This window comes from Janthinobacterium aestuarii (assembly GCF_046113285.1).
Taxonomy (GTDB): domain Bacteria; phylum Pseudomonadota; class Gammaproteobacteria; order Burkholderiales; family Burkholderiaceae_D; genus Janthinobacterium.
Window position 1 is genome coordinate 971,108 of the sequence record NZ_CP142524.1, and the last position, 18,224, is coordinate 989,331.

Genomic DNA, 18,224 nt, shown 5'->3' on the forward strand with positions numbered 1-18,224 from the left:
TACGTTGAAGTGCGCCGTTGCGCGATCTTTTACGCCGCTTCCGGGCCCAGCACGCGCGCGCGCAAGTGCGCCACGTCGGCCTGCCAGTCGGCGAAATGCTCGCTGTCCTGCCACAGCTGGCGCAGTTCCGACGCTTCGGCCGTGATCTTGTCGAAGGCCAGGCGCGCCTTTTCCAGCAGCGGCGGCGTGACTTTCTTCTTGCAGGCGGCCACCCATTCGTCAACCTCGGCCGTGGCCGGGTCGTCCTCGCCCGGCTTGCCCAGCAGGCGCGCGATCACTTCCAGCGCGGCCAGCGCCTCGGCGGCGAACGGCGCTTCCAGTTCCGCTTCCTGGCTGTCGATGACGTTGTCGAGCGTTGTCTCGACCAGTTCCAGGGTTTTATATTCGTGCAAATCCTGCGCCCAATCCATGGCGTAGTCGTTGCCGAAGGCGTCAAGTGCCCAGGTGCCCATCATGTGTCCTTGTGTGTGCGTTGGCGCTATTTGTACGCAGGTCAGACGTAGGTCAGATTAGCGCAGCGTAATCTGACACTGTGGTGCTCCGGTTACGTTGACGGATGTTGTCGGCTTACGCCCTGCGGGCTAACCCGACCTACCCGACCTACCGACCGCCCCAATCTGCGCGGTTTATTTTGGGTCCGCGTACGGATCGGCAATGCCGAGTTTGGCCAGGATCTCCGCCTCCAGCCCTTCCATCTCTGCCGCTTCCTCGTCATCCATGTGGTCGTAGCCCTGCGCATGCAGCACGCCGTGCACGATCAGATGGGCCGTGTGTTCTTCCACGCTCTTCTTTTGCTCGGCCGCTTCCTTTTCCAGCACGTCCGTGCACAGGATGATGTCGGCGCGCGTCGGCTCGTCGTCATTCAACTCTTCGCCTTCGTTGTAGGCGAACGTCAGCACGTTGGTGGCGTAGTCCTTTTCGCGGTAGTCGCGGTTCAGGCTGCGGCCTTCTTCCGCGTCGACGAAGCGGATGGTGAATTCGGCCGGGGCGAACAGGGCCGCCTTGACCCAGCGGCGCACTTTCGGGCGCGTGATCAGGGTTTCCAGACGGGCATCCGGGTATTGCACGGACAAGGACAGTTTATTTTTTTCGGACATTTTTGGCGGCGGCTGGTTTCAATAAGGAGGGCAGGTGGGCGGCGTCGGCATTGGCCGCCTGCGCCGTTTCATAAGCGTCGACGATGCGCGCGACGAGCGGATGGCGTACCACGTCGGTGCTGTTAAATTGCGTGAAGCCGATGCCGCGCACGTCTTTCAATACGTGCACGGCGTCGATCAGGCCGCTCGTCTGGCTCTTGTGCAGGTCGACTTGCGTCACGTCGCCCGTCACCACGGCCTTGCTGCCAAAGCCGATGCGCGTCAAAAACATCTTCATCTGTTCGACGGTGGTGTTTTGCGCCTCGTCGAGGATGACAAACGCGTGGTTCAGGGTGCGCCCGCGCATGTAGGCCAGCGGGGCGATCTCGATCACCTGTTTTTCAAACAGCTTCTGCGTGCGGTCAAAGCCCAGCAAATCGTACAGCGCGTCGTACAGGGGGCGCAGGTAGGGGTCGACCTTTTGCGCCAGGTCGCCCGGCAAAAAGCCCAGGCGCTCGCCCGCTTCGACGGCGGGGCGCGTCAGGATGATGCGCTTGACGGCGTCGCGCTCGAGCGCGTCGACGGCGCAGGCGACGGCCAGGTAGGTCTTGCCCGTGCCGGCCGGACCCACGCCGAAGCTGATGTCGTGTTCGAGGATGTCGCGCAGGTAGGCGATCTGGTGCGGCGTGCGTCCGCGCAGGTCGGAGCGCCGCGTTTTCAGCACGGGGCTGGCGATGTCCGGTTCCACAAAAGTGCTGGCGGGCGCGTTGGCGTGGTGTTCCGAGGCGGCGGACAGGCCCGCGCGCTGTTCCACCAGGGCCAGTTGCACTTCTTCCAGCGGCACGACCTTGTTGGCGATGGCGTAGAACTGTTCGAGGATTTCCACGGCGCGCTCGGCGTTGCTGCCGCCGACGATGAATTTCTCGCCGCGGCGGAAGATCGTCACGTCGAGGGCGGCGGAAATCTGGCGCAGGTTTTCATCGAGCGGTCCGCACAGATGCGCCAGGCGCGTGTTGTCGAGCGGCTCGGGGATGAAGTAATGCGGCTGTATCGGGGCTTTGGTTTTCAACTGGCTCTTTTCAATGCAGGGGCGCTGGCGACAAGTTCGCCGCGCAGGGTGTAGGAGTGGCTTTCGGTGATGCGCACGTCGACCAGCTGGCCGATCAATTGCAAACCGTCCGGGCCGGCGTCGAAATTGACCACGCGGTTGTTCTCGGTGCGGCCTTGCAGTTCGCTATCGTCTGTATCCTTTTTGGAACGGCCTTCGACGAGGATGGTTTGCACCGTGCCCACCATGGCCAGGCTGTATTTGCGCGTGTTGGCATCGATGGCCGCCTGCAGCTGCTGCAGCCGGGCCAGCTTGATCTCGTGCGGCGTGTCATCTTCCAGGCTGGCGGCCGGCGTGCCGGGGCGCTTGCTGAAGATGAAGCTGTAGCTGTTGTCGAAGCCCACGTCGGCGATCAGCTTCATCATGGCGTCGAAATCGGCCTGCGTTTCGCCAGGAAAGCCCACGATGAAGTCGGACGAAATGGCCATGTTCGGGCGCACGGCGCGGATGCGGCGGATGATGGACTTGTATTCGAGGCCCGTGTAGCCGCGCTTCATGGCGCCGAGGATCTTGTCGGAACCGTGCTGCGCCGGCAGGTACAGATGGTCGACCAGCTGCGGGATCTTCGCGTAGGCGTCGATCAGGCGCTGCGTGAATTCCTTCGGGTGGCTGGTGACGAAGCGCATGCGTTCGATGCCGGGAATGTCGGCCACGTATTCGAGCAGCAGGGCGAAGTCGGCGATCTCGCCGCCTTCCATCGCGCCCCGGTAGGCATTCACGTTTTGCCCCAGCAGGGTGATTTCCTTGACGCCCTGGGCGGCCAGGCCCGCCACCTCCGTCAGCACGTCCTCGAAGCGGCGCGACACTTCCTCGCCGCGCGTGTAGGGCACGACGCAGTAGCTGCAATATTTGCTGCAGCCTTCCATGATGGAGACGAACGCCGAAGCGCCTTCCACCTTGGCCGGCGGCATGTGGTCGAACTTTTCGATTTCCGGGAAGCTGATGTCCACTTGCGCATCGCCGCTGGCGCGGCGCAGTTCGATCATCTGCGGCAGGCGGTGCAGGGTTTGCGGGCCGAACACCATGTCGACATACGGCGCGCGCTTGACGATGGCGTCGCCTTCCTGCGAGGCCACGCAGCCGCCCACGCCGATCAGGAGGTGCGGCTTGGCCAGTTTCAGCTCGCGCAGACGGCCCAGGTCGGAAAACACTTTTTCCTGCGCCTTTTCGCGCACGGAGCAGGTGTTGAGCAGGATGACGTCGGCGTCTTCCGGCGTGTCGGTGCGCACCAGGCCATCGGAGGCGCCCAGCACGTCGGCCATCTTGTCCGAGTCGTACTCGTTCATCTGGCAGCCGAAGGTTTTAATGAATACTTTTTTCTGCATGGAGTCGGGCGCTTATCGGTAAATGTGGCGGCAAACAAGATGGGTGGGCAGGATGCTGCGGCGCAGGGGGCCGCTCAGGGTTGGGCGCGGTGGATGACCGGCCGGGCGCCTCTGGCTGCCCGGTGGCAGGCTCGCTGCAAGTTCAGGCCATAGTTTAGCGTAAATCGCCGGCACGGGCCATGTCGTGCTGATCTTGCCGGCAAGGTTGCGATGTGAACAAGGCGCCCGGAACGGCGATGCTGAAAAGCATTTATTGCTGTACGGCACCATTGATTTGTAACAAGTTGCTGCAAAGCCTTGTGTGCGCCCGCTGGCATCCTAATGTGTTGAAATAGCATCGTTGCCAAGCCAACCAGCAGATTGATTGATATTTAACAATCAGGAAGTTTGCGCGAGGCGCAGATGCTGCGTGTTTGGACTAGTATATTGTCTTATATGCAATTCATTTTGGTGGGTTGCAGTGCTTTTACTCACGCGGCAAGTTGCGTACGTTGGCCGGGCGTGGCTGTGCGAGTCCTGTGCGGGCAGTGCGATAAGGAAAAAGGCGGGGGAAGGCTGAATCAGTTGGAAGGACGTTTATTTAAACACTCTAAGCCAGCCTTAAGTTCATATCGGCATTATTTTCTACATTCACCAGACGAGGAAAAATCATGGCACATCATGCATTAGCATCGCAAGAGAGTTACAACCCGAACCACCTGCTGGATATTCTGCTGAGCAAGATGCAGCTGAAGAATGATGCAGCCCTGTCGCGCCTGCTTGAAGTGGCGCCACCGGTCATCAGCAAGATCCGCCACCACCGCTTGCCGGTCGGCGCCTCGCTGCTGATCCGCATGCACGAAGTGACGGGCATGAGCATCCGCGACCTGCGCGACTTGATGGGCGACCGCCGCACCAAGTATCGTCTGTCCGACGCCCAGGGCCGTCCAAAAGCGGAAGACCGCGGCGATGCGCAAGAATCGAATTACGCGCACTGATGTGGCGGTTGCGCGCTGACTGTGCCGCTTGCGTAGCTGCTGGCGGCAACAGGCTGGCGTGGACCGGGCAGCATGGACCGGGTAACATGGAGGTATTGCAGTACCGATAACGGCTTTCGCTTCGCAGCGAGAGCCGTTTGCGTTTGCGGCCTTGTGAGGATGTTGATCAGCTCAGCAGTGCCGAGGTGATTTCGTCGTAGCGCAGTTCCGTTTCGCGGAACAGCTGCAGATACGCGTCTTCGCCCAGGCCCAGCGCATCCCAGGCCACCGGCGAGACGCGCGGCACCATGTCGTCGCCTGCCTGCGCCAGGTCGAGCGCGCAGACAATCGCATGGGCCACGTGGATCAGCGACGCGAGAAAGCCTGCCCCCGGCGCTTCCGGCTGCAGGTAGTTGCCCAGCGCCAGGCGCATGGTGTCGGAAAAGTTCCAGTGTTCGGCCAGGGCCACGGCCGCCTGCACGTGGTCCACGCCCAGCACGGCCTGTTCCGCTTCGAGCAGGCTGCAATCGTGCGCGGCCTGGTGTGCGATGACTTGCGCGTAGTGCGCGGGAAAGCTGCTGACCAGCACCAGCCGTCCGATGTTGTGCAGCAAGCCAGCCGTGAATGCGTAATCCTGGTTGAAACGGATCTGCCGCGCCAGCACCTTGGCGCAGGCGGCCGTCGCCACCGAATGGCGCCAGAAGGCCTTGTCGTCGAAACCGGGGCAGCGGCCTTCCGGGAAGCAGCCCGTGATGGCGGCCGAGGTGATCAGGCTGCGCGTGGTCTGGAAGCCCAGGTAAGTGATCGCCTGCTGGATGGTGGTGGCCTTCACTTGCAGGCCATAGTGCGATGAGTTGGCCAGGCGCAGGGTTTTTGCCGTCAGCGCCTGGTCATACGACACTTTTTTGGCCAGCACGGAAATATCGACGTCTTCCTGGTCTATGCTGTTGAGCAGTTCCATGACGACGGCGGGCAGCGAAGGCAGGTCATCGAGGTGGGCGACGATATCGTCGAGCGTCAGCTGGGTGCTCATGCGGCCTCTCCCGTGCCCAGGCGGTAAGCCGTGACATAGTTGCGCAGCAAGGTGGTGGCCGCATCGAGGGGATCGTCCGGGTCATGCTTGCGGAACAGGTAGGCCAGCCGTTCGCTGTCGGCCGCCTGCTGCGCGGCGATTTCTTCCGGCGACGGGGGCGGCGCCTGGATCGGCAGCATGTCGATGTTGTGGCGCGGCATCAGAGCCAGCATGTTTTCCGTCAATACCGCGCCTTGCGGCAACAGCACTTGTCCATGCGCATCGAGCAAGACATCCGACAAGATCATGCCGGGACGAACTTGTTCCAGGGGTAGATGTTGATGCGTGACCGCCATGACGACTCCTTAGATGATTGCGGGATATTACCATTGCCATGACGCAATGTCTCAACCTGCATCAAAGTCTCTATCGAAACTGGGAATGCTGTAAATCTTGCCAATAAGCATGTCATACCGTACATTTGAATCAGGCCCTTGCATTGCTGACGTATCTGCGCCCGCGCCGCGGGCTGGCGGCTGGCCTGGCCCGGGGAGTGTTGATTGATGGTGAGTATCCAAGTCCGGCTGACCCTGCTTTTTGTCGTGATCGTCACCTTGGTGCTGGGCATTTCCGGCAGCTATACCCAATATACCTTGAGCAAGGAACTCGAATCGGGCAGCGCGCGCCTGCGCAGCGGCGTGCTCACGCGCTTGCAGACCAGCTTGCCGTCCGCCCTGTGGGACCTCGACAAATCCAAGGTCGACAGCATCGTGGCGGCCGAAATGCTGCCGCCGGAACTGGTCGGCATCCGCGTCTATGACGCCTCGGTCGGTTTGTTCGCCGGCGAAGTGCGCGACGCGGCCGGCACGCTGGTGCCGCTTGAGGCGGACGTGGCCATGGGCGGCACGCCCGTCGAGGCGCCGCTGGTGTTCCGCGACGCCGTGGCGGCGGCCTCGGGCGGCAAGCCGGTGATCGTCGGCAAGGTCATCGTCAATTTCAGCCGCGCGCAGATCGATGCGGCCTTGCGCAGCGAAGTGCGGCGCAAGGTACTGGAAGTGTTGCTGCTTGACATCATCCTCGTGGGCGCCCTGGCGCTGAGCCTGCGCATCGTCTTCGACCCCCTGAAGCAGTTACGCGACGGCTTGTTCGACCTGGCCACGCGCGGCAGCGACGAGGTCGAAGAGCTGCCGGAAAGCCGGCGCGACGAACTGGGCGACGTGATCCGCGGCTTCAATGCCGTGCAGCGCAAGCTCAAGTCCATCATCGAAGGCAGCCGCGAGGCGGAAGACATGGCGCGCCGTTCGCAGCAGGCAACGGCGCAGGCCATGGACGAGCTGCGCCGCGCGCAGGAATCGTTGCTGCAGTCGGAACGCCTGGCCTCGCTGGGCAGCCTGGTGGCCGGTGTGGCGCACGAAATCAATACGCCGGTCGGCATCGCCCTGACCAGCGCTTCGGTGCTGAAGGAAGCCACCGATGACATCAGCGCGGCGGTGGCAGGCGGCAGCGTGAAGAAGACCGACATCGTGCGCTACCTGGAAACGGCCGGCGAAAGCGCGCGGCTGATCATGAACAATGCCTACCGGGCCGCACACCTGATCCACAGCTTCAAGCAGATCGCCGTCGACCAGGTCAGCGAGGCGCGCCGTTTGTTCGAATTGCGCGACTATATCGGCGAGGTGATCTCGAGCCTGCAGCCAACCCTGAAAAAGACGCGCATCAGCATCGATATCGATTGCCCGCCTGACATCATGCTCGACAGCTATCCGGGTGCGCTGGCGCAGGTGCTGACCAACCTGGTCTTGAACTGTGTCGAGCACGCCTTCGATGCGGACACGGCGGGCAATATCCATATCGGCGTGCGCCGCGACGGCGACGCGATCGCCATGCAGGTGCGCGACAACGGCCGCGGCATCGCGCCCGACATGCTCGACCGCGTGTTCGATCCGTTTGTCACCACGCGGCGCGGGCAGGGCGGCACGGGGCTGGGCTTGAATATCGTGTTCAACTTGATTGCCAAGCAGTTTGGCGGCACCATCACGGTCAGCAGCACCTTGGGGCAGGGCGCGACGTTCCTGCTGCGCCTGCCCACGGTGACGCCGTTGCCGGAAAGCACCAGCAGCCAGGCATAGTCAAGGAGATGACATGGCACAGATAGAAAACAGTCAGCAAGTGGCGCTTTTGCGCGGGATCAATGTGGGTCGCGCCAAGCGCGTGGCCATGGCCGACCTGCGCAAGCTGCTGGGCGACCTCGGTTTTGCGCAGGTGCGTACGGTACTCAACAGCGGCAACGTCGTGTATGACGGGGGGGCGGTGGCGCCGGCCGAGGCCGCTGCCCGCATCGAGGAAGCGCTGGTGCTGAAACTGGGCGTGGCGGCCAGGGTGACGGTGCTGTCGGCCAGCCAGTTTGCCGAACTGGTCGAACAAAACACCCTGGCGCCGGCGACCGATGCGGCACGCCTGCTGACCTTGGTGCTGAACAATCCGGCCGACGTGCAGCGCCTGACGCCGCTCTTGCAGCAGTCGTGGCAGCCCGAAGCGCTGGCGCTGGGCCGCTGGGCCGCGTATGCCTGGTGTCCCGATGGCGTGCTGGCCAGCAAGGTGGTGGCGGCGCTCGGTGTGCTGCTGGGCGACGGCGTCACCTCGCGCAACTGGGCCACCATGCAAAAATTATATGCGCTGCTGAACGGAGCGGATGCGGCAGCCATATCCTCATTTACCAAGGAGCACTGATGCCTTCCATTTCAGGGGCATTCGACGTCATCATCCGTCCGGAAGCCTTGTCTGACACGGCCGCGCAGTCGGGGCTGGGACGCTTGTCGCTAGCCAAGCGCTACCACGGCGCCCTCGACGCCAGCGCGCAGGGCGAGATGCTCAGCGCGCGTGCCAGCGTGACCGGTTCGGCAGGCTATGTGGCGCTGGAATGGGTGGAAGGCACTTTGGACGGGCGCCACGGCAGTTTTTATTTGCAGCACAGCGGCAGCATGACGCGCGGCGCGCCCGCCTTGTCCGTGACGGTGGTGCCCGATACGGGCACGGGCCAGTTGCAAGGACTCACCGGCAGCCTGGCCATCCGCATCGAGGAGGGCAAGCATTATTATGATTTTACATATGACATTGTTGAGACGCCATGAACTGGGATATCGTCAAGGGCGTCTTGATCGTGCTCGTCGCCATCAGCGCGGTGGTGACGGCCTTCGTGCTCATGTCCGCCTCGGGCCCGGACAAGGCGGGCTGCATCGCGCGCGCCCTGAAGTCGGGCATTCAGGTGGGAAATATCGAACGGGTCTGCCGCCTGCTCGATAAATGAGGATGCCATCAAAAAACATTCCGCACCAGGCGGAATGTTTTGCAGCAGCGCACTTGCCAGCGCAGGCGCTGTCAGTTGTCGAATTTTTCCTGTTTTTCGCCGTGCAGGCTCAAGGCCACCAGGCCCAAACCCACCAGCAGCATCGAGTACATGCTCGCTTCCGGCACGGCGGCCGGTACGCTGGTTTGCTGTGCGGTCGCGGCCGTCGTGGGCCTGGGCGGCGCCAGGGCCGCATGGCGCGCGCCACTGCTGCTCCAGTGCGGTGCCGCCGTCGCGGTGCTGCTGGCCAGCAGGCGTGCATACGGCAAGTCCGGCGTTTCCCAGCCAGGATTGTTATTCAAGCTGATGCTTTCATCGATCGTCACGCGTTCGCCGGCTTCCTGCTTGCCGGCCGTCGTGTCGCTGACTGCCGCCATGCTCCCCGTGCTGGCCGACAGCGCCAGCAAGGCCACGCATAACGGCTGATAGATTCTCATCGTGCTCTCCCTGTTGTTCACCGCGCGGCGCAGCCGAAACCGGCTAGCGCATGGACGGACAATTCGCCTGTACGGGGGCGTATCATGATTTTTCTGCTGTTCTCCCATTACAGCATAAATCGTGACATTTTTGATACGTTTATTTCCTCTTTATTACGAATATTTGTCATTTTGATAGCGTAAACATGATCGCTGCCGCACACTTTGCATAAGCACGCTATCGCCGAAAAACACTGTTGTTTTTTTGTGCGAATCGCCAGCAGGAAAACAATATATTGATTAGTATATTGTTTATCGCACGCTATTCAATATGACCGCCTGTGGGAGGGCACGATGGAGACAGTTGCAACACAACACGCCGAATACAACCTCGACGCCATGCGGGGTTCGGCCTACAAGGCCAGCTCGCTGCTCAAGGCCATGGGCAATGCCGACCGGTTGATGCTGCTGTGCCAGCTATCGCAGGGCGAGCATTGCGTCAGCGACCTCGAGCAAAAAGTGGGCATCGGCCAGCCGACCCTGTCGCAGCAGCTGGGCGTGCTGCGCGAAGAGATGCTGGTGGCCACGCGGCGCGATGGCAAGCAGATCTATTACCGCGTCGCCAGCGCGCCCGTGCTGGCCGTGCTGCAAGTGCTGTACGCGCAATTTTGCGCGCCGCGCCCCCCGTTCAACGACGAAGCCGACTGATCCTGCCATGACTATCGACTGGCCGCACTTCACGCCATGGGCCGCGCTGGCCGGCGGCATGCTGATCGGTCTGGCGGCGGCGCTATTGATCTTGTTCAATGGCCGCATCGCCGGCATCAGCGGCATCGTCGGCGGCTTGCTGCGCCCGCGCAGTGGCGACCTGGGCTGGCGCATCGCCTTTCTCGCCGGCCTGATCGGCACGCCCCTGCTGTGGCAGTTGTGGCAAGCCTTGCCGCCCGTGCAGATCGACGCCGGTACGCCTGCCCTGATCGCGGCGGGCCTGCTGGTGGGCGTGGGCGTGCGCTACGGCGCCGGCTGCACCAGCGGCCACGGCGTGTGCGGCCTGTCGCGCCTGTCACCGCGTTCATTGGCGGCCACGTGTGCCTTCATGGCGGCCGGTTTCTTCACCGTGTATCTGTTGCGCCATCTGTGAGCAAGCTTATGAGCAAGCTCATCCTTTCCCTGTTGAGCGGCCTCGTCTTTGGGCTGGGCCTGATCGTCTCCGGCATGGCCAACCCGGCCAAGGTGCTCGGTTTCCTCGACCTGGCCGGCGCCTGGGATCCGTCGCTGGCGCTGGTGATGGGCGGCGCCATCGGCGTGGCCCTGCCTGCCTTCTGGCTGGCGCGCCGGCGCAGCAATTCGCTGCTGGGCGAGCCCATGCAATTGCCCGCGTCGCGGCGCATCGACCGGCGTTTGCTGCTGGGCAGCCTGGCCTTTGGCGCGGGCTGGGGCATCGCCGGTTTCTGTCCCGGCCCCGCCCTCGTGTCGCTGCTGGCGGGCCAGCCGAAGGCCTGGCTGTTTGTGATCGCGATGCTGGCCGGCATGCTGCTCTTTGAAGTGCTGGAGCGCCGCAAGGCACCTTCGCCGGCCTGAGACGGTACAATCTGGCGCATCGCCACTCTGGATACTGCTTACATGAAGACCGTGATTTTCCGCGCCGGCGCGCGCGCCGCCCTGCTGTGCAGCGTGCTGGCGCTGTCCGCCTGCGGCGGCTTGCTGAAGAAGGAAGCCCCGCCCCCTCCCGCGCCAGTGGCCGACACCTTGCCCAATCCGCAAGTGCTGCTGCTCGGCGAAGTGCATGACAATGCGCAAGGCCATCGCCTGAGGGTCGCGGAATTGCAGCGCCGGCTGGCGGCCGGCTGGCGTCCCGTGATCGTCATGGAGCAGTTCGACCGCGAAAACCAGGCCTTGCTGACGCGCGCCGCGCGCGATTGCGCCGACCCCGATTGCATCATCCGCGTGATGGAACAGCCGCGCTGGGACTGGAGCTTGTACCGGCCCGTGCTGGACCTCGTCATCAGCTACCAGCTGACCCTGGTCGCCGGCAACCTGTCGCCGGCCGATGCCTCGCGCATCGTGCGCGACGGTATCCAGTGGTCCATGCCGCCCGCCATGGTAGCCACTTACCTGGCTGCGCCCGTGCCGGCCGATATTCTGGAAGGGCAAAAGAAGGAAGCCCAGGCGGCCCGCTGCAATATGCTGCCCGACATGATGATCAACGGTGTCGTCAACGCCCAGGTGGCGCGCGATATCTGGATGGCCAAGCTGATCCGCGACCAGGCGCCGCGCGACGTGGTGCTGATCGCCGGCAATGCGCATGTGCGCAAGGATATCGGCGTGCCCCGCTGGCTGAAGCTGGCCGACCCGCAACTGAACCTGCGCAGCATCGGCTACCTGGAACAGGGCGTCGCCGGCTACCAGGGCACGTTCGACCTGACGCAAACGATGCCGGCGCAGCCGCGCCCGGACTTGTGCGCCAAATTCAGGAAATAATCACTGCTGCACCCGCACCAGGGCGCTGACCCGGCTGGCCGTGTCGAGCAGTTTCGGCAGGCTGTGTTCCAGCAGGTGCGCCACGGACGGCCCCGCCGTCTGGCCGCTGACGTTGATCGCCGCCACCACCTTGCCCGCCCGGTCGAACACGGGCGCGGCCAGGGCGATCAAGCCCTGTTCCAGCTCTTCCTGCACCAGGCACCAGCCCTGGCGCCGCACTTGCGCAATCTCTTCCATCAAGACCTCGATATCGACCTTGGTCGCCGGCGTGATCTTCAGCAGCGCCATTTTCGACAGCCGTTCGCGCAGCGCGTCGGGCGCCAGGCCCGACAGCAGCACCCTGCCCATCGAGGTGCAGTAGGCGGGCAGGCGGCTGCCGATGCCCAGGTTGATCGACATGGTGCGGTGCGCGGACAGGCGCACGACATACACGATGTCGTCGCCGTCGAGCACGGTGGCCGAGCACGACTGGCGCAAGGTCTGCATCAATTCTTCCAGCAGCGGCTGCGCCTGCGTCCACACGGGCAAGGATGACAGATAGGCGTAACCGAGGTCGAGCACCTTGGGCGTCAAACGGAACAGCCGCCCATCCGCTTCCACGTAACCGAGATGCAGCAAGGTGTGCAGGATGCGCCGCGCGCCCGCGCGCGTCAGCTGCGCCCGTTCCGCCACTTCGCTCAAGGTCTGCTGCGGCGCGTCCGCGCCAAAGCTGCGCAAGACGGCAAGGCCCCGCGCGAACGATTGCACATAGCTGTCGCCGGGACGCGGCGCGCCGTCGGCATCGGCGGTGTCGTCGGTGGAAAGAGAGGTGCTGCTGCGTGCGGTCATGGCATTTCCAATGGGGCAAGGTGGCAATTATAGCCATGGCGCTGGCGAAAACGGCAAATTGACAAGCGCCCCGATCAGGCATATTCTCACGAATAAGTTCTAAATACGAATATTTGTTCGTTATACGAACAAATGGCTAATGAGTTTGATTGGGAGGAGACCGCAATGATCGACAAACTGCGTTCCAGCGTGCTTGATGCGCTGGCCGATATCCACGATGGCGCCACCGTCATGATTGGCGGCTTCGGCGGCGCGGGCCAGCCGGCCGAGCTGATCGACGGCCTGATCGCCCAAGGCGCGCGCGACCTCGTCATCGTCAACAACAATGCGGGCAATGGCGACACGGGCCTGGCCGCCCTGCTGAAAAACGGGCAAGTGCGCAAGATCATCTGCTCGTTCCCGCGCCAGGCCGATTCCCACGTCTTCGATGGGCTGTACCGCGCGGGCAAGCTGGAGCTGGAATTGGTGCCGCAGGGCAACCTGGCCGAACGCATCCGCGCCGCCGGCGCCGGCATCGGCGGCTTTTTTACGCCCACGGGCTACGGCACGGACTTGGCCAAGGGCAAGGAAACGCGCGAAATCGACGGGCGCATGTATGTGTTCGAGTCGCCCATCCACGCCGACTTCGCGCTGATCAAGGCGGAGCAGGGCGACCGCTGGGGCAACCTGACCTACCGCAAGACGGCGCGCAACTTCGGCCCCATCATGGCCATGGCCGCCAAGGTCAGCATTGCTTCCGTGCACGAGGTGCTTGACTTGGGCAGCATCGACCCCGAACACGTCATCACGCCGGGCCTGTTCGTGCAGCGCATCGTGCAAGTGCCGCGCACGGCCACCGGCCCCGCCGGCTTCAAAGCAGCCTGAGGAAAATCAACATGAATAAATGGAATCGAGACCAGATGGCGGCCCGTGTGGCGGCCGATATCAACGAAGGCGCCGTCGTGAACCTGGGCATCGGCTTGCCGACCCTGGTGGCGAACCACTTGCCGGCTGGCGCGGAGATCATCCTGCACAGCGAAAACGGCGTGATCGGCATGGGCCCCGCGCCCGCGCCGGGCGAGGAGGATTACGACCTGATCAACGCGGGCAAGCAGCCCGTCACCCTGCTGGCGGGCGGCAGCTATTTTCACCACGCCGACAGCTTCGCCATGATGCGCGGCGGCCACCTGGACATCTGCGTGCTGGGCGCGTTTCAAGTGTCCGCCACGGGCGACCTGGCCAACTGGCACACGGGCGCGCCCGACGCCATCCCCGCCGTGGGCGGGGCCATGGACCTGGCCATCGGCGCGAAAAAAACCTGGGTCATGATGGAATTGCTGACCAAGGGCGGTGAAAGCAAGCTGGTGCAGGCCTGCAGCTATCCGCTGACGGGCATCGGGTGCGTGAGCCGCATCTACAGCGACCTGGCCGTGTTCGACCTGGGACCCGCCGGCGCCACCGTCGTCGAACTGGCCGATGGCCTGAGTTTTGAACAGTTACAAGCCTTGACGGCCGTGCCGCTGACGGACGCGCGCTAACTCACCATCAATACACTTTCTTGGAGGAAAGAACATGACCCACGCATACATCTGCGACGCCCAGCGTACGCCCTTCGGCCGCTACGGCGGCGGCCTGTCCGGCGTGCGCGCCGACGACCTGGGCGCCGTGCCCATCCGCGCCTTGATGGCGCGCAACCCCAATGTGGACTGGACGGCCGTCACGGACGTGCTGTACGGCTGCGCCAACCAGGCGGGCGAGGACAACCGCAACGTGGCGCGTATGGCCGCCTTGCTGGCGGGATTGCCCGACAGCGTGCCGGGCGCCACCCTGAACCGCCTGTGCGGCTCGGGCCTGGACGCCATCGGCAGCGCTGCCCGTTTCATCAAGAGCGGCGAAGCGGGCTTGCTGGTCGCCGGCGGCGTGGAAAGCATGAGCCGCGCGCCGTTCGTCATGGGCAAGGCCGACAGCGCCTTTTCGCGCGGCATGAAAATGGAGGACACGACCATCGGCTGGCGCTTCATCAATCCGCTGATGAAGGCGCAGTACGGCGTCGATTCGATGCCGGAAACGGCGGAAAACGTGGCCAGCGACTTCGGCATCAGCCGCGCGGACCAGGATGCGTTTGCCCTGGCCAGCCAGGTCAAGGCCCTGGCGGCGCAGCAGGCTGGCGTGTTCGACAGCGAAATCTGCCCCGTCAGCATTGCACAGAAGAAGGGCGATCCCATCGTCGTCGCCCGCGACGAGCATCCGCGCGCCACCACGCTGGACACCCTGGCCAAACTGAAACCCGTCGTGCGCGCGGACGGTACGATTACGGCCGGCAACGCATCCGGCGTCAACGATGGCGCGGCGGCCCTGCTGCTGGCCGACGAGGCAAACGCGGCCCGCTTTGGCCTGACGCCGCGCGCCCGTGTCGTGGCCATGGCCACGGCCGGCGTGGCGCCGCGCATCATGGGCATCGGCCCCGCGCCCGCCACCCTGAAAGTGCTGGCCATGACGGGTTTGAGCCTGGCCGACTTCGACGTCATCGAACTCAACGAAGCGTTTGCCGCCCAGGGCCTGGCCGTGCTGCGCCAGCTGGGTGTGCCCGACGACGATCCGCGCGTCAACCCGAACGGCGGCGCCATCGCCCTCGGTCACCCGCTGGGCGCGTCCGGTGCGCGCCTGGCCATGACGGCCGTCAACCAGCTGCATCGCACGGGCGGGCGCTATGCGCTCTGTACGATGTGCATCGGCGTGGGCCAGGGCATCGCGCTGGTGCTGGAACGGGTCTGATTCCATGCGCCTGATGGCGAAAAATAGTTGCCGGCGATACGTATTAACCCGTATGCCGGCCGGCTTTTTGACCCTGATCAAGGGCGTATGATGCAAAACCAGCCCGGGTAACCTGGCTGGCGTTGGCTTTTTCACACGAACAAGAAGATTGATATGACATCCCACGATACTCCGCATGACGTTGCGCAGCTGACTTCCCAGCAGCGCATCAAGGCCATCATTGGCGCTTCTTCCGGTAACCTGGTCGAATGGTTCGACTTCTACATTTACTCGTTCTGCGCGCTGTATTTCTCGCACGCCTTCTTCCCTTCCGGTAACTCGACCACGCAGCTGCTGCAGACGGCCGGCATCTTTGCCGCCGGCTTCCTGATGCGCCCCGTAGGCGGCTGGCTGTTCGGCCGCATCGCCGACAAATACGGCCGGCGCCAGTCGATGATGATTTCCGTGCTGATGATGTGCGGTGGCTCCCTGATGATCGCCGTCATGCCCACGTATGACACCATCGGCGCCTTCGCGCCGTTCCTGCTGCTGGTGGCGCGCCTGTTCCAGGGCCTGTCCGTGGGCGGCGAATACGGTACCAGCGCCACCTACATGAGCGAAGTGTCGGAATCGGGCAAGCGCGGCTTCTTCGCCTCGTTCCAGTACGTGACCCTGATCGGCGGCCAGCTGCTGGCCTTGCTGGTGCTGGTGGTCTTGCAGCAACTGCTGACCCTGGAAGAGCTGCGCGCCTGGGGCTGGCGCATCCCGTTCGTGTTTGGCGCCCTGGCGGCCCTCGTCTCGCTGAACCTGCGTAAATCCCTGACGGAAACGACCACCGCCAGCGAGCGCAAGGACAAGGACGCGGGCAGCCTGCGCGGCTTGCTCAAGCATAAGCGCGCCTTCATCACGGTGCTCGGCTTTACGGCCGGCGGTTCGCTCGTGTTCTACACGTTCACCACCTACATGCAGAAATACCTGGTGAACACGGCCGGCATGGATACCAAGACGGCCAGCGCCGTCATGACCTGCGCCTTGCTTGTTTACATGATTCTGCAACCGGTGTTCGGCGCCTTGTCCGACCGCATCGGCCGCCGCACCTCGATGCTGTTCTTCGGCGGCCTGGCCACCCTGTGCGTGCTGCCCATCATGCATGCCTTGAAGGATATTTCCAGCCCGTACGCGGCGTTCGGCCTGATCATCATCGCGCTGGCCATCATCAGCTTCTACACGTCGATCAGCGGCCTGATCAAGGCGGAAATGTTCCCCGTCGAAGTGCGCGCGCTGGGCGTGGGTCTGTCGTATGCGGTGGCCAACGCGATGTTCGGCGGCTCGGCCGAATACGTGGCGCTGCAGTTCAAGGCCTGGCACGTGGAAGAGTATTTCTATTGGTACGTGACCGTCATGTGCCTGATTTCCTTCATCGTCGCCATCCGCATGCCGGACCCGAGCCGCTCGGGACTGCTGAAGTAACGTTGTCGTAAAATGGGGGACACTGCGTGGGGGACACTGCGGTGTCCCTTTTTCATCGCCGCCTTTTTATCGTGCCGATCAGGAGTTTTCATGTCGTATGTCATTCCCGCACCTATCCAGCCCAGCGTTCCCGTCATCGGCAGCGTTGATACTTTCCCCGTCCACCGCATCTATTGCGTAGGCCGCAACTATGTCGAGCACGCCAAGGAAATGGGCCACACGGGCCGCGAGGCGCCGTTTTTCTTCATGAAGCCGGCTGACGCCGTGCTGCCCGTGCCAGCCGGCACGACGGGTGAGCTGCCGTATCCGGCGCAGACACAGGATTTCCAGCACGAGATGGAACTGGTGGTGGCCATCGGCAAGGGCGGCAGCGATATCGGCGCGGCCGATGCGCTGAGCCACGTGTGGGGTTATGCGATCGGCCTGGACATGACGCGCCGTGACGTGCAGGGCGCAGCGAAAAAACTGGGCCGTCCATGGGACACGGGCAAGGCCTTCGAACACTCGGCGCCCATCGGCCCCATCTCGCCGGCCGCGCAGGCAGGTGACGTCCAGCATGCCGCCATCACCCTGCACGTGAATGGCGAGCTGCGTCAAAGCAGCAGCATCGATATGCTGATCTGGAACGTGGCCGAAACCATCGCCGACCTGTCGACCTACTTCACCTTGCAACCGGGCGACCTGATCTACACGGGTACGCCGGCCGGCGTGGCGGCCGTGCAGCGCGGCGACGAGCTGGTGGGCGCCATCGATGGCCTGGGCGAACTGCGCGTGAAAGTGGTCTGAGCGGACAAGGAGGGCGGCATGATGAACGACACATATTCCGTAGCACAACCGACGCGCGCCGAGATCGACGCCCTGGCGGGGCCGGCCCTGCTGGAATTCGGCACTGGCTGGTGCGGCCACTGCCGCGCCACCGAGGCGCCGCTGGCCGCCGCGTTGGCGCAGCACCCCGAGGTAGCGCATATTCGCGTGGAAGACGGCCCCGGCCGCGCGCTGGGGCGCTCATTCCGCGTGAAACTGTGGCCGACCCTGATTTTCCTGAAAGATGGCCAGGAAGTGGCGCGCCTGGTGCGTCCGCTCGACAGCCGCGAGATCGAGCAGACTTTTGCATTGATCGATGCGTAGGTCAGTATAGGTGGGCGTAGGTCGGCGTAGGTCGGCTTAGCGCAGCGTAAGCCGACACCACCGTACATGCTCCATCACAACTTCTTGCCGCACCGCAGCACTGCGCGTATGATAAGCCGCTTACAGCAAGATCAACCGCATCCTGCGTGATGCAGCGCGATCATCGCCGGCCCGCTCCACCCGGAGGGGCCGCAGGCAAGGATTCACCACAAATGACCGATGCCGCGATGCCGACGCGCGGGTCTGGTACGGAATGCCTGGCGATACGCCGGGCCTGATACACGTCGCCCATCCCCTGACGCCTTTCCTGCCGTGCCCCGGGTAACCGGATGGCGCACGACCGTT

At 63.6% G+C, this 18,224-nt stretch carries 23 protein-coding genes; 15 read left to right on the plus strand and 8 right to left on the minus strand.

All coding sequences use genetic code 11. The features are described 5' to 3' along the window. Window positions 1-29: 29 nt before the first annotated feature. The 4 genes from OX462_RS04375 to miaB all read right to left on the minus strand — a co-directional run bounded on the left by OX462_RS04375 (window position 30) and on the right by miaB (window position 3,509). On the minus strand, window positions 30-455 hold the full coding sequence (locus OX462_RS04375) for a DUF4259 domain-containing protein (RefSeq protein WP_409027860.1): 426 nt from the start codon (window positions 453-455) through the stop codon (window positions 30-32). A 171-nt stretch (window positions 456-626) separates the two neighbouring features. Further along, entirely contained in the window at window positions 627-1,097 is a 471-nt protein-coding gene (gene ybeY / locus OX462_RS04380) for an rRNA maturation RNase YbeY (RefSeq protein WP_409027861.1), read from the minus strand. Beyond that, window positions 1,081-2,145: a PhoH family protein gene (locus tag OX462_RS04385; protein ID WP_034746759.1), complete on the minus strand. Its 1,065-nt coding sequence runs from the start codon at window positions 2,143-2,145 to the stop codon at window positions 1,081-1,083. Before OX462_RS04385 ends, ybeY begins: the two co-directional genes overlap by 17 nt. Further along, the gene (gene miaB / locus OX462_RS04390; RefSeq protein WP_070310193.1) at window positions 2,142-3,509 is read right to left on the minus strand and encodes a tRNA (N6-isopentenyl adenosine(37)-C2)-methylthiotransferase MiaB; all 1,368 of its coding nucleotides are present in this window, start codon (window positions 3,507-3,509) and stop codon (window positions 2,142-2,144) included. Before miaB ends, OX462_RS04385 begins: the two co-directional genes overlap by 4 nt. A 650-nt stretch (window positions 3,510-4,159) precedes the next feature. On the opposite strand from miaB, the gene OX462_RS04395 reads away from it, so the two are divergent. Further along, window positions 4,160-4,486, plus strand: a complete 327-nt coding sequence (locus OX462_RS04395) for a hypothetical protein (protein WP_034746769.1) — start codon at window positions 4,160-4,162, stop codon at window positions 4,484-4,486. A 166-nt stretch (window positions 4,487-4,652) separates the two neighbouring features. On the opposite strand, the gene OX462_RS04400 is transcribed toward OX462_RS04395, so the two are convergent. Both OX462_RS04400 and OX462_RS04405 read right to left on the minus strand, forming a co-directional pair. After that, window positions 4,653-5,498, minus strand: coding sequence for an HDOD domain-containing protein (locus OX462_RS04400; RefSeq protein ID WP_070221006.1), 846 nt, complete (start codon window positions 5,496-5,498; stop codon window positions 4,653-4,655). Next, window positions 5,495-5,833: a hypothetical protein gene (locus OX462_RS04405; RefSeq protein ID WP_070221004.1), complete on the minus strand. Its 339-nt coding sequence runs from the start codon at window positions 5,831-5,833 to the stop codon at window positions 5,495-5,497. Before OX462_RS04405 ends, OX462_RS04400 begins: the two co-directional genes overlap by 4 nt. A 207-nt stretch (window positions 5,834-6,040) precedes the next feature. Between OX462_RS04405 and OX462_RS04410 the strand changes: the two genes are divergently transcribed. From OX462_RS04410 to OX462_RS04425, 4 genes are read left to right on the plus strand one after another with little or no spacing between them, the layout of a single operon-like run. Beyond that, window positions 6,041-7,606, plus strand: a complete 1,566-nt coding sequence (locus tag OX462_RS04410) for a sensor histidine kinase (protein ID WP_070221002.1) — start codon at window positions 6,041-6,043, stop codon at window positions 7,604-7,606. 13 nt (window positions 7,607-7,619) lie between these two features. After that, window positions 7,620-8,207, plus strand: coding sequence for a DUF1697 domain-containing protein (locus OX462_RS04415; protein ID WP_070290442.1), 588 nt, complete (start codon window positions 7,620-7,622; stop codon window positions 8,205-8,207). Beyond that, window positions 8,207-8,608 carry a DUF3224 domain-containing protein gene (locus tag OX462_RS04420; protein ID WP_409027862.1) on the plus strand — a complete coding sequence of 134 codons (402 nt, stop codon included), beginning with the start codon at window positions 8,207-8,209 and terminating at the stop codon, window positions 8,606-8,608. The genes OX462_RS04415 and OX462_RS04420 overlap by 1 nt, the downstream gene beginning before the upstream one ends. Further along, the gene (locus OX462_RS04425; RefSeq protein WP_409027863.1) at window positions 8,605-8,784 is read left to right on the plus strand and encodes a hypothetical protein; all 180 of its coding nucleotides are present in this window, start codon (window positions 8,605-8,607) and stop codon (window positions 8,782-8,784) included. The genes OX462_RS04420 and OX462_RS04425 overlap by 4 nt, the downstream gene beginning before the upstream one ends. Before the next feature lie 71 nt (window positions 8,785-8,855). On the opposite strand, the gene OX462_RS04430 is transcribed toward OX462_RS04425, so the two are convergent. Beyond that, a complete protein-coding gene (locus OX462_RS04430; RefSeq protein WP_409027864.1) occupies window positions 8,856-9,260 on the minus strand; it encodes a PEP-CTERM sorting domain-containing protein in 405 nt (134 codons plus the stop codon). A 333-nt stretch (window positions 9,261-9,593) separates the two neighbouring features. On the opposite strand from OX462_RS04430, the gene OX462_RS04435 reads away from it, so the two are divergent. Genes OX462_RS04435 through OX462_RS04450 form a run of 4 tightly spaced genes read left to right on the plus strand, consistent with a single transcriptional unit; the run spans window position 9,594 to window position 11,720 of the window. Next, window positions 9,594-9,947 carry an ArsR/SmtB family transcription factor gene (locus tag OX462_RS04435; RefSeq protein WP_070310209.1) on the plus strand — a complete coding sequence of 118 codons (354 nt, stop codon included), beginning with the start codon at window positions 9,594-9,596 and terminating at the stop codon, window positions 9,945-9,947. A gap of 7 nt (window positions 9,948-9,954) precedes the next feature. Then, on the plus strand, window positions 9,955-10,380 hold the full coding sequence (locus OX462_RS04440; protein ID WP_070310211.1) for a YeeE/YedE family protein: 426 nt from the start codon (window positions 9,955-9,957) through the stop codon (window positions 10,378-10,380). Window positions 10,381-10,388: 8 nt separating this feature from the next. Then, the gene (locus OX462_RS04445) at window positions 10,389-10,820 is read left to right on the plus strand and encodes a YeeE/YedE family protein (RefSeq protein ID WP_230502148.1); all 432 of its coding nucleotides are present in this window, start codon (window positions 10,389-10,391) and stop codon (window positions 10,818-10,820) included. A gap of 42 nt (window positions 10,821-10,862) precedes the next feature. After that, the gene (locus OX462_RS04450) at window positions 10,863-11,720 is read left to right on the plus strand and encodes a ChaN family lipoprotein (protein WP_409027865.1); all 858 of its coding nucleotides are present in this window, start codon (window positions 10,863-10,865) and stop codon (window positions 11,718-11,720) included. Here the strand turns inward: OX462_RS04450 and OX462_RS04455 are convergent, their stop codons facing one another. Beyond that, window positions 11,721-12,548: an IclR family transcriptional regulator domain-containing protein gene (locus OX462_RS04455; protein WP_083287340.1), complete on the minus strand. Its 828-nt coding sequence runs from the start codon at window positions 12,546-12,548 to the stop codon at window positions 11,721-11,723. 165 nt (window positions 12,549-12,713) lie between these two features. On the opposite strand from OX462_RS04455, the gene OX462_RS04460 reads away from it, so the two are divergent. The 6 genes from OX462_RS04460 to OX462_RS04485 all read left to right on the plus strand — a co-directional run bounded on the left by OX462_RS04460 (window position 12,714) and on the right by OX462_RS04485 (window position 17,879). Then, window positions 12,714-13,412, plus strand: a complete 699-nt coding sequence (locus OX462_RS04460) for a 3-oxoacid CoA-transferase subunit A (protein WP_070220986.1) — start codon at window positions 12,714-12,716, stop codon at window positions 13,410-13,412. 11 nt (window positions 13,413-13,423) lie between these two features. Next, on the plus strand, window positions 13,424-14,065 hold the full coding sequence (locus OX462_RS04465; RefSeq protein WP_409027866.1) for a 3-oxoacid CoA-transferase subunit B: 642 nt from the start codon (window positions 13,424-13,426) through the stop codon (window positions 14,063-14,065). 34 nt (window positions 14,066-14,099) lie between these two features. Continuing rightward, on the plus strand, window positions 14,100-15,302 hold the full coding sequence (gene pcaF / locus OX462_RS04470; protein ID WP_070290427.1) for a 3-oxoadipyl-CoA thiolase: 1,203 nt from the start codon (window positions 14,100-14,102) through the stop codon (window positions 15,300-15,302). A gap of 153 nt (window positions 15,303-15,455) precedes the next feature. Then, entirely contained in the window at window positions 15,456-16,751 is a 1,296-nt protein-coding gene (locus tag OX462_RS04475; RefSeq protein WP_070221044.1) for an MFS family transporter, read from the plus strand. Between the two features lie 90 nt (window positions 16,752-16,841). Continuing rightward, window positions 16,842-17,537 (plus strand): fumarylacetoacetate hydrolase family protein, encoded by a 696-nt coding sequence (locus OX462_RS04480; RefSeq protein WP_070290426.1) that lies wholly within the window; start codon window positions 16,842-16,844, stop codon window positions 17,535-17,537. 18 nt (window positions 17,538-17,555) lie between these two features. Continuing rightward, on the plus strand, window positions 17,556-17,879 hold the full coding sequence (locus OX462_RS04485; RefSeq protein WP_409027867.1) for a thioredoxin family protein: 324 nt from the start codon (window positions 17,556-17,558) through the stop codon (window positions 17,877-17,879). Window positions 17,880-18,224 lie beyond the last annotated feature (345 nt).

Excerpts from the sequence above, each read along its gene's own strand:
- OX462_RS04375 (WP_409027860.1), bottom strand. The coding sequence starts at position 455 with ATGATGGGCACCTGGGCACTTGACGCCTTCGGCAACGACTACGCCATG.
- ybeY (WP_409027861.1), bottom strand. The coding sequence starts at position 1,097 with ATGTCCGAAAAAAATAAACTGTCCTTGTCCGTGCAATACCCGGATGCC.
- miaB (WP_070310193.1), bottom strand. The coding sequence starts at position 3,509 with ATGCAGAAAAAAGTATTCATTAAAACCTTCGGCTGCCAGATGAACGAG.
- OX462_RS04395 (WP_034746769.1), top strand. The coding sequence starts at position 4,160 with ATGGCACATCATGCATTAGCATCGCAAGAGAGTTACAACCCGAACCAC.
- OX462_RS04400 (WP_070221006.1), bottom strand. The coding sequence starts at position 5,498 with ATGAGCACCCAGCTGACGCTCGACGATATCGTCGCCCACCTCGATGAC.
- OX462_RS04405 (WP_070221004.1), bottom strand. The coding sequence starts at position 5,833 with ATGGCGGTCACGCATCAACATCTACCCCTGGAACAAGTTCGTCCCGGC.
- OX462_RS04410 (WP_070221002.1), top strand. The coding sequence starts at position 6,041 with ATGGTGAGTATCCAAGTCCGGCTGACCCTGCTTTTTGTCGTGATCGTC.
- OX462_RS04415 (WP_070290442.1), top strand. The coding sequence starts at position 7,620 with ATGGCACAGATAGAAAACAGTCAGCAAGTGGCGCTTTTGCGCGGGATC.
- OX462_RS04420 (WP_409027862.1), top strand. The coding sequence starts at position 8,207 with ATGCCTTCCATTTCAGGGGCATTCGACGTCATCATCCGTCCGGAAGCC.
- OX462_RS04425 (WP_409027863.1), top strand. The coding sequence starts at position 8,605 with ATGAACTGGGATATCGTCAAGGGCGTCTTGATCGTGCTCGTCGCCATC.
- OX462_RS04430 (WP_409027864.1), bottom strand. The coding sequence starts at position 9,260 with ATGAGAATCTATCAGCCGTTATGCGTGGCCTTGCTGGCGCTGTCGGCC.
- OX462_RS04435 (WP_070310209.1), top strand. The coding sequence starts at position 9,594 with ATGGAGACAGTTGCAACACAACACGCCGAATACAACCTCGACGCCATG.
- OX462_RS04440 (WP_070310211.1), top strand. The coding sequence starts at position 9,955 with ATGACTATCGACTGGCCGCACTTCACGCCATGGGCCGCGCTGGCCGGC.
- OX462_RS04445 (WP_230502148.1), top strand. The coding sequence starts at position 10,389 with ATGAGCAAGCTCATCCTTTCCCTGTTGAGCGGCCTCGTCTTTGGGCTG.
- OX462_RS04450 (WP_409027865.1), top strand. The coding sequence starts at position 10,863 with ATGAAGACCGTGATTTTCCGCGCCGGCGCGCGCGCCGCCCTGCTGTGC.
- OX462_RS04455 (WP_083287340.1), bottom strand. The coding sequence starts at position 12,548 with ATGACCGCACGCAGCAGCACCTCTCTTTCCACCGACGACACCGCCGAT.
- OX462_RS04460 (WP_070220986.1), top strand. The coding sequence starts at position 12,714 with ATGATCGACAAACTGCGTTCCAGCGTGCTTGATGCGCTGGCCGATATC.
- OX462_RS04465 (WP_409027866.1), top strand. The coding sequence starts at position 13,424 with ATGAATAAATGGAATCGAGACCAGATGGCGGCCCGTGTGGCGGCCGAT.
- pcaF (WP_070290427.1), top strand. The coding sequence starts at position 14,100 with ATGACCCACGCATACATCTGCGACGCCCAGCGTACGCCCTTCGGCCGC.
- OX462_RS04475 (WP_070221044.1), top strand. The coding sequence starts at position 15,456 with ATGACATCCCACGATACTCCGCATGACGTTGCGCAGCTGACTTCCCAG.
- OX462_RS04480 (WP_070290426.1), top strand. The coding sequence starts at position 16,842 with ATGTCGTATGTCATTCCCGCACCTATCCAGCCCAGCGTTCCCGTCATC.
- OX462_RS04485 (WP_409027867.1), top strand. The coding sequence starts at position 17,556 with ATGATGAACGACACATATTCCGTAGCACAACCGACGCGCGCCGAGATC.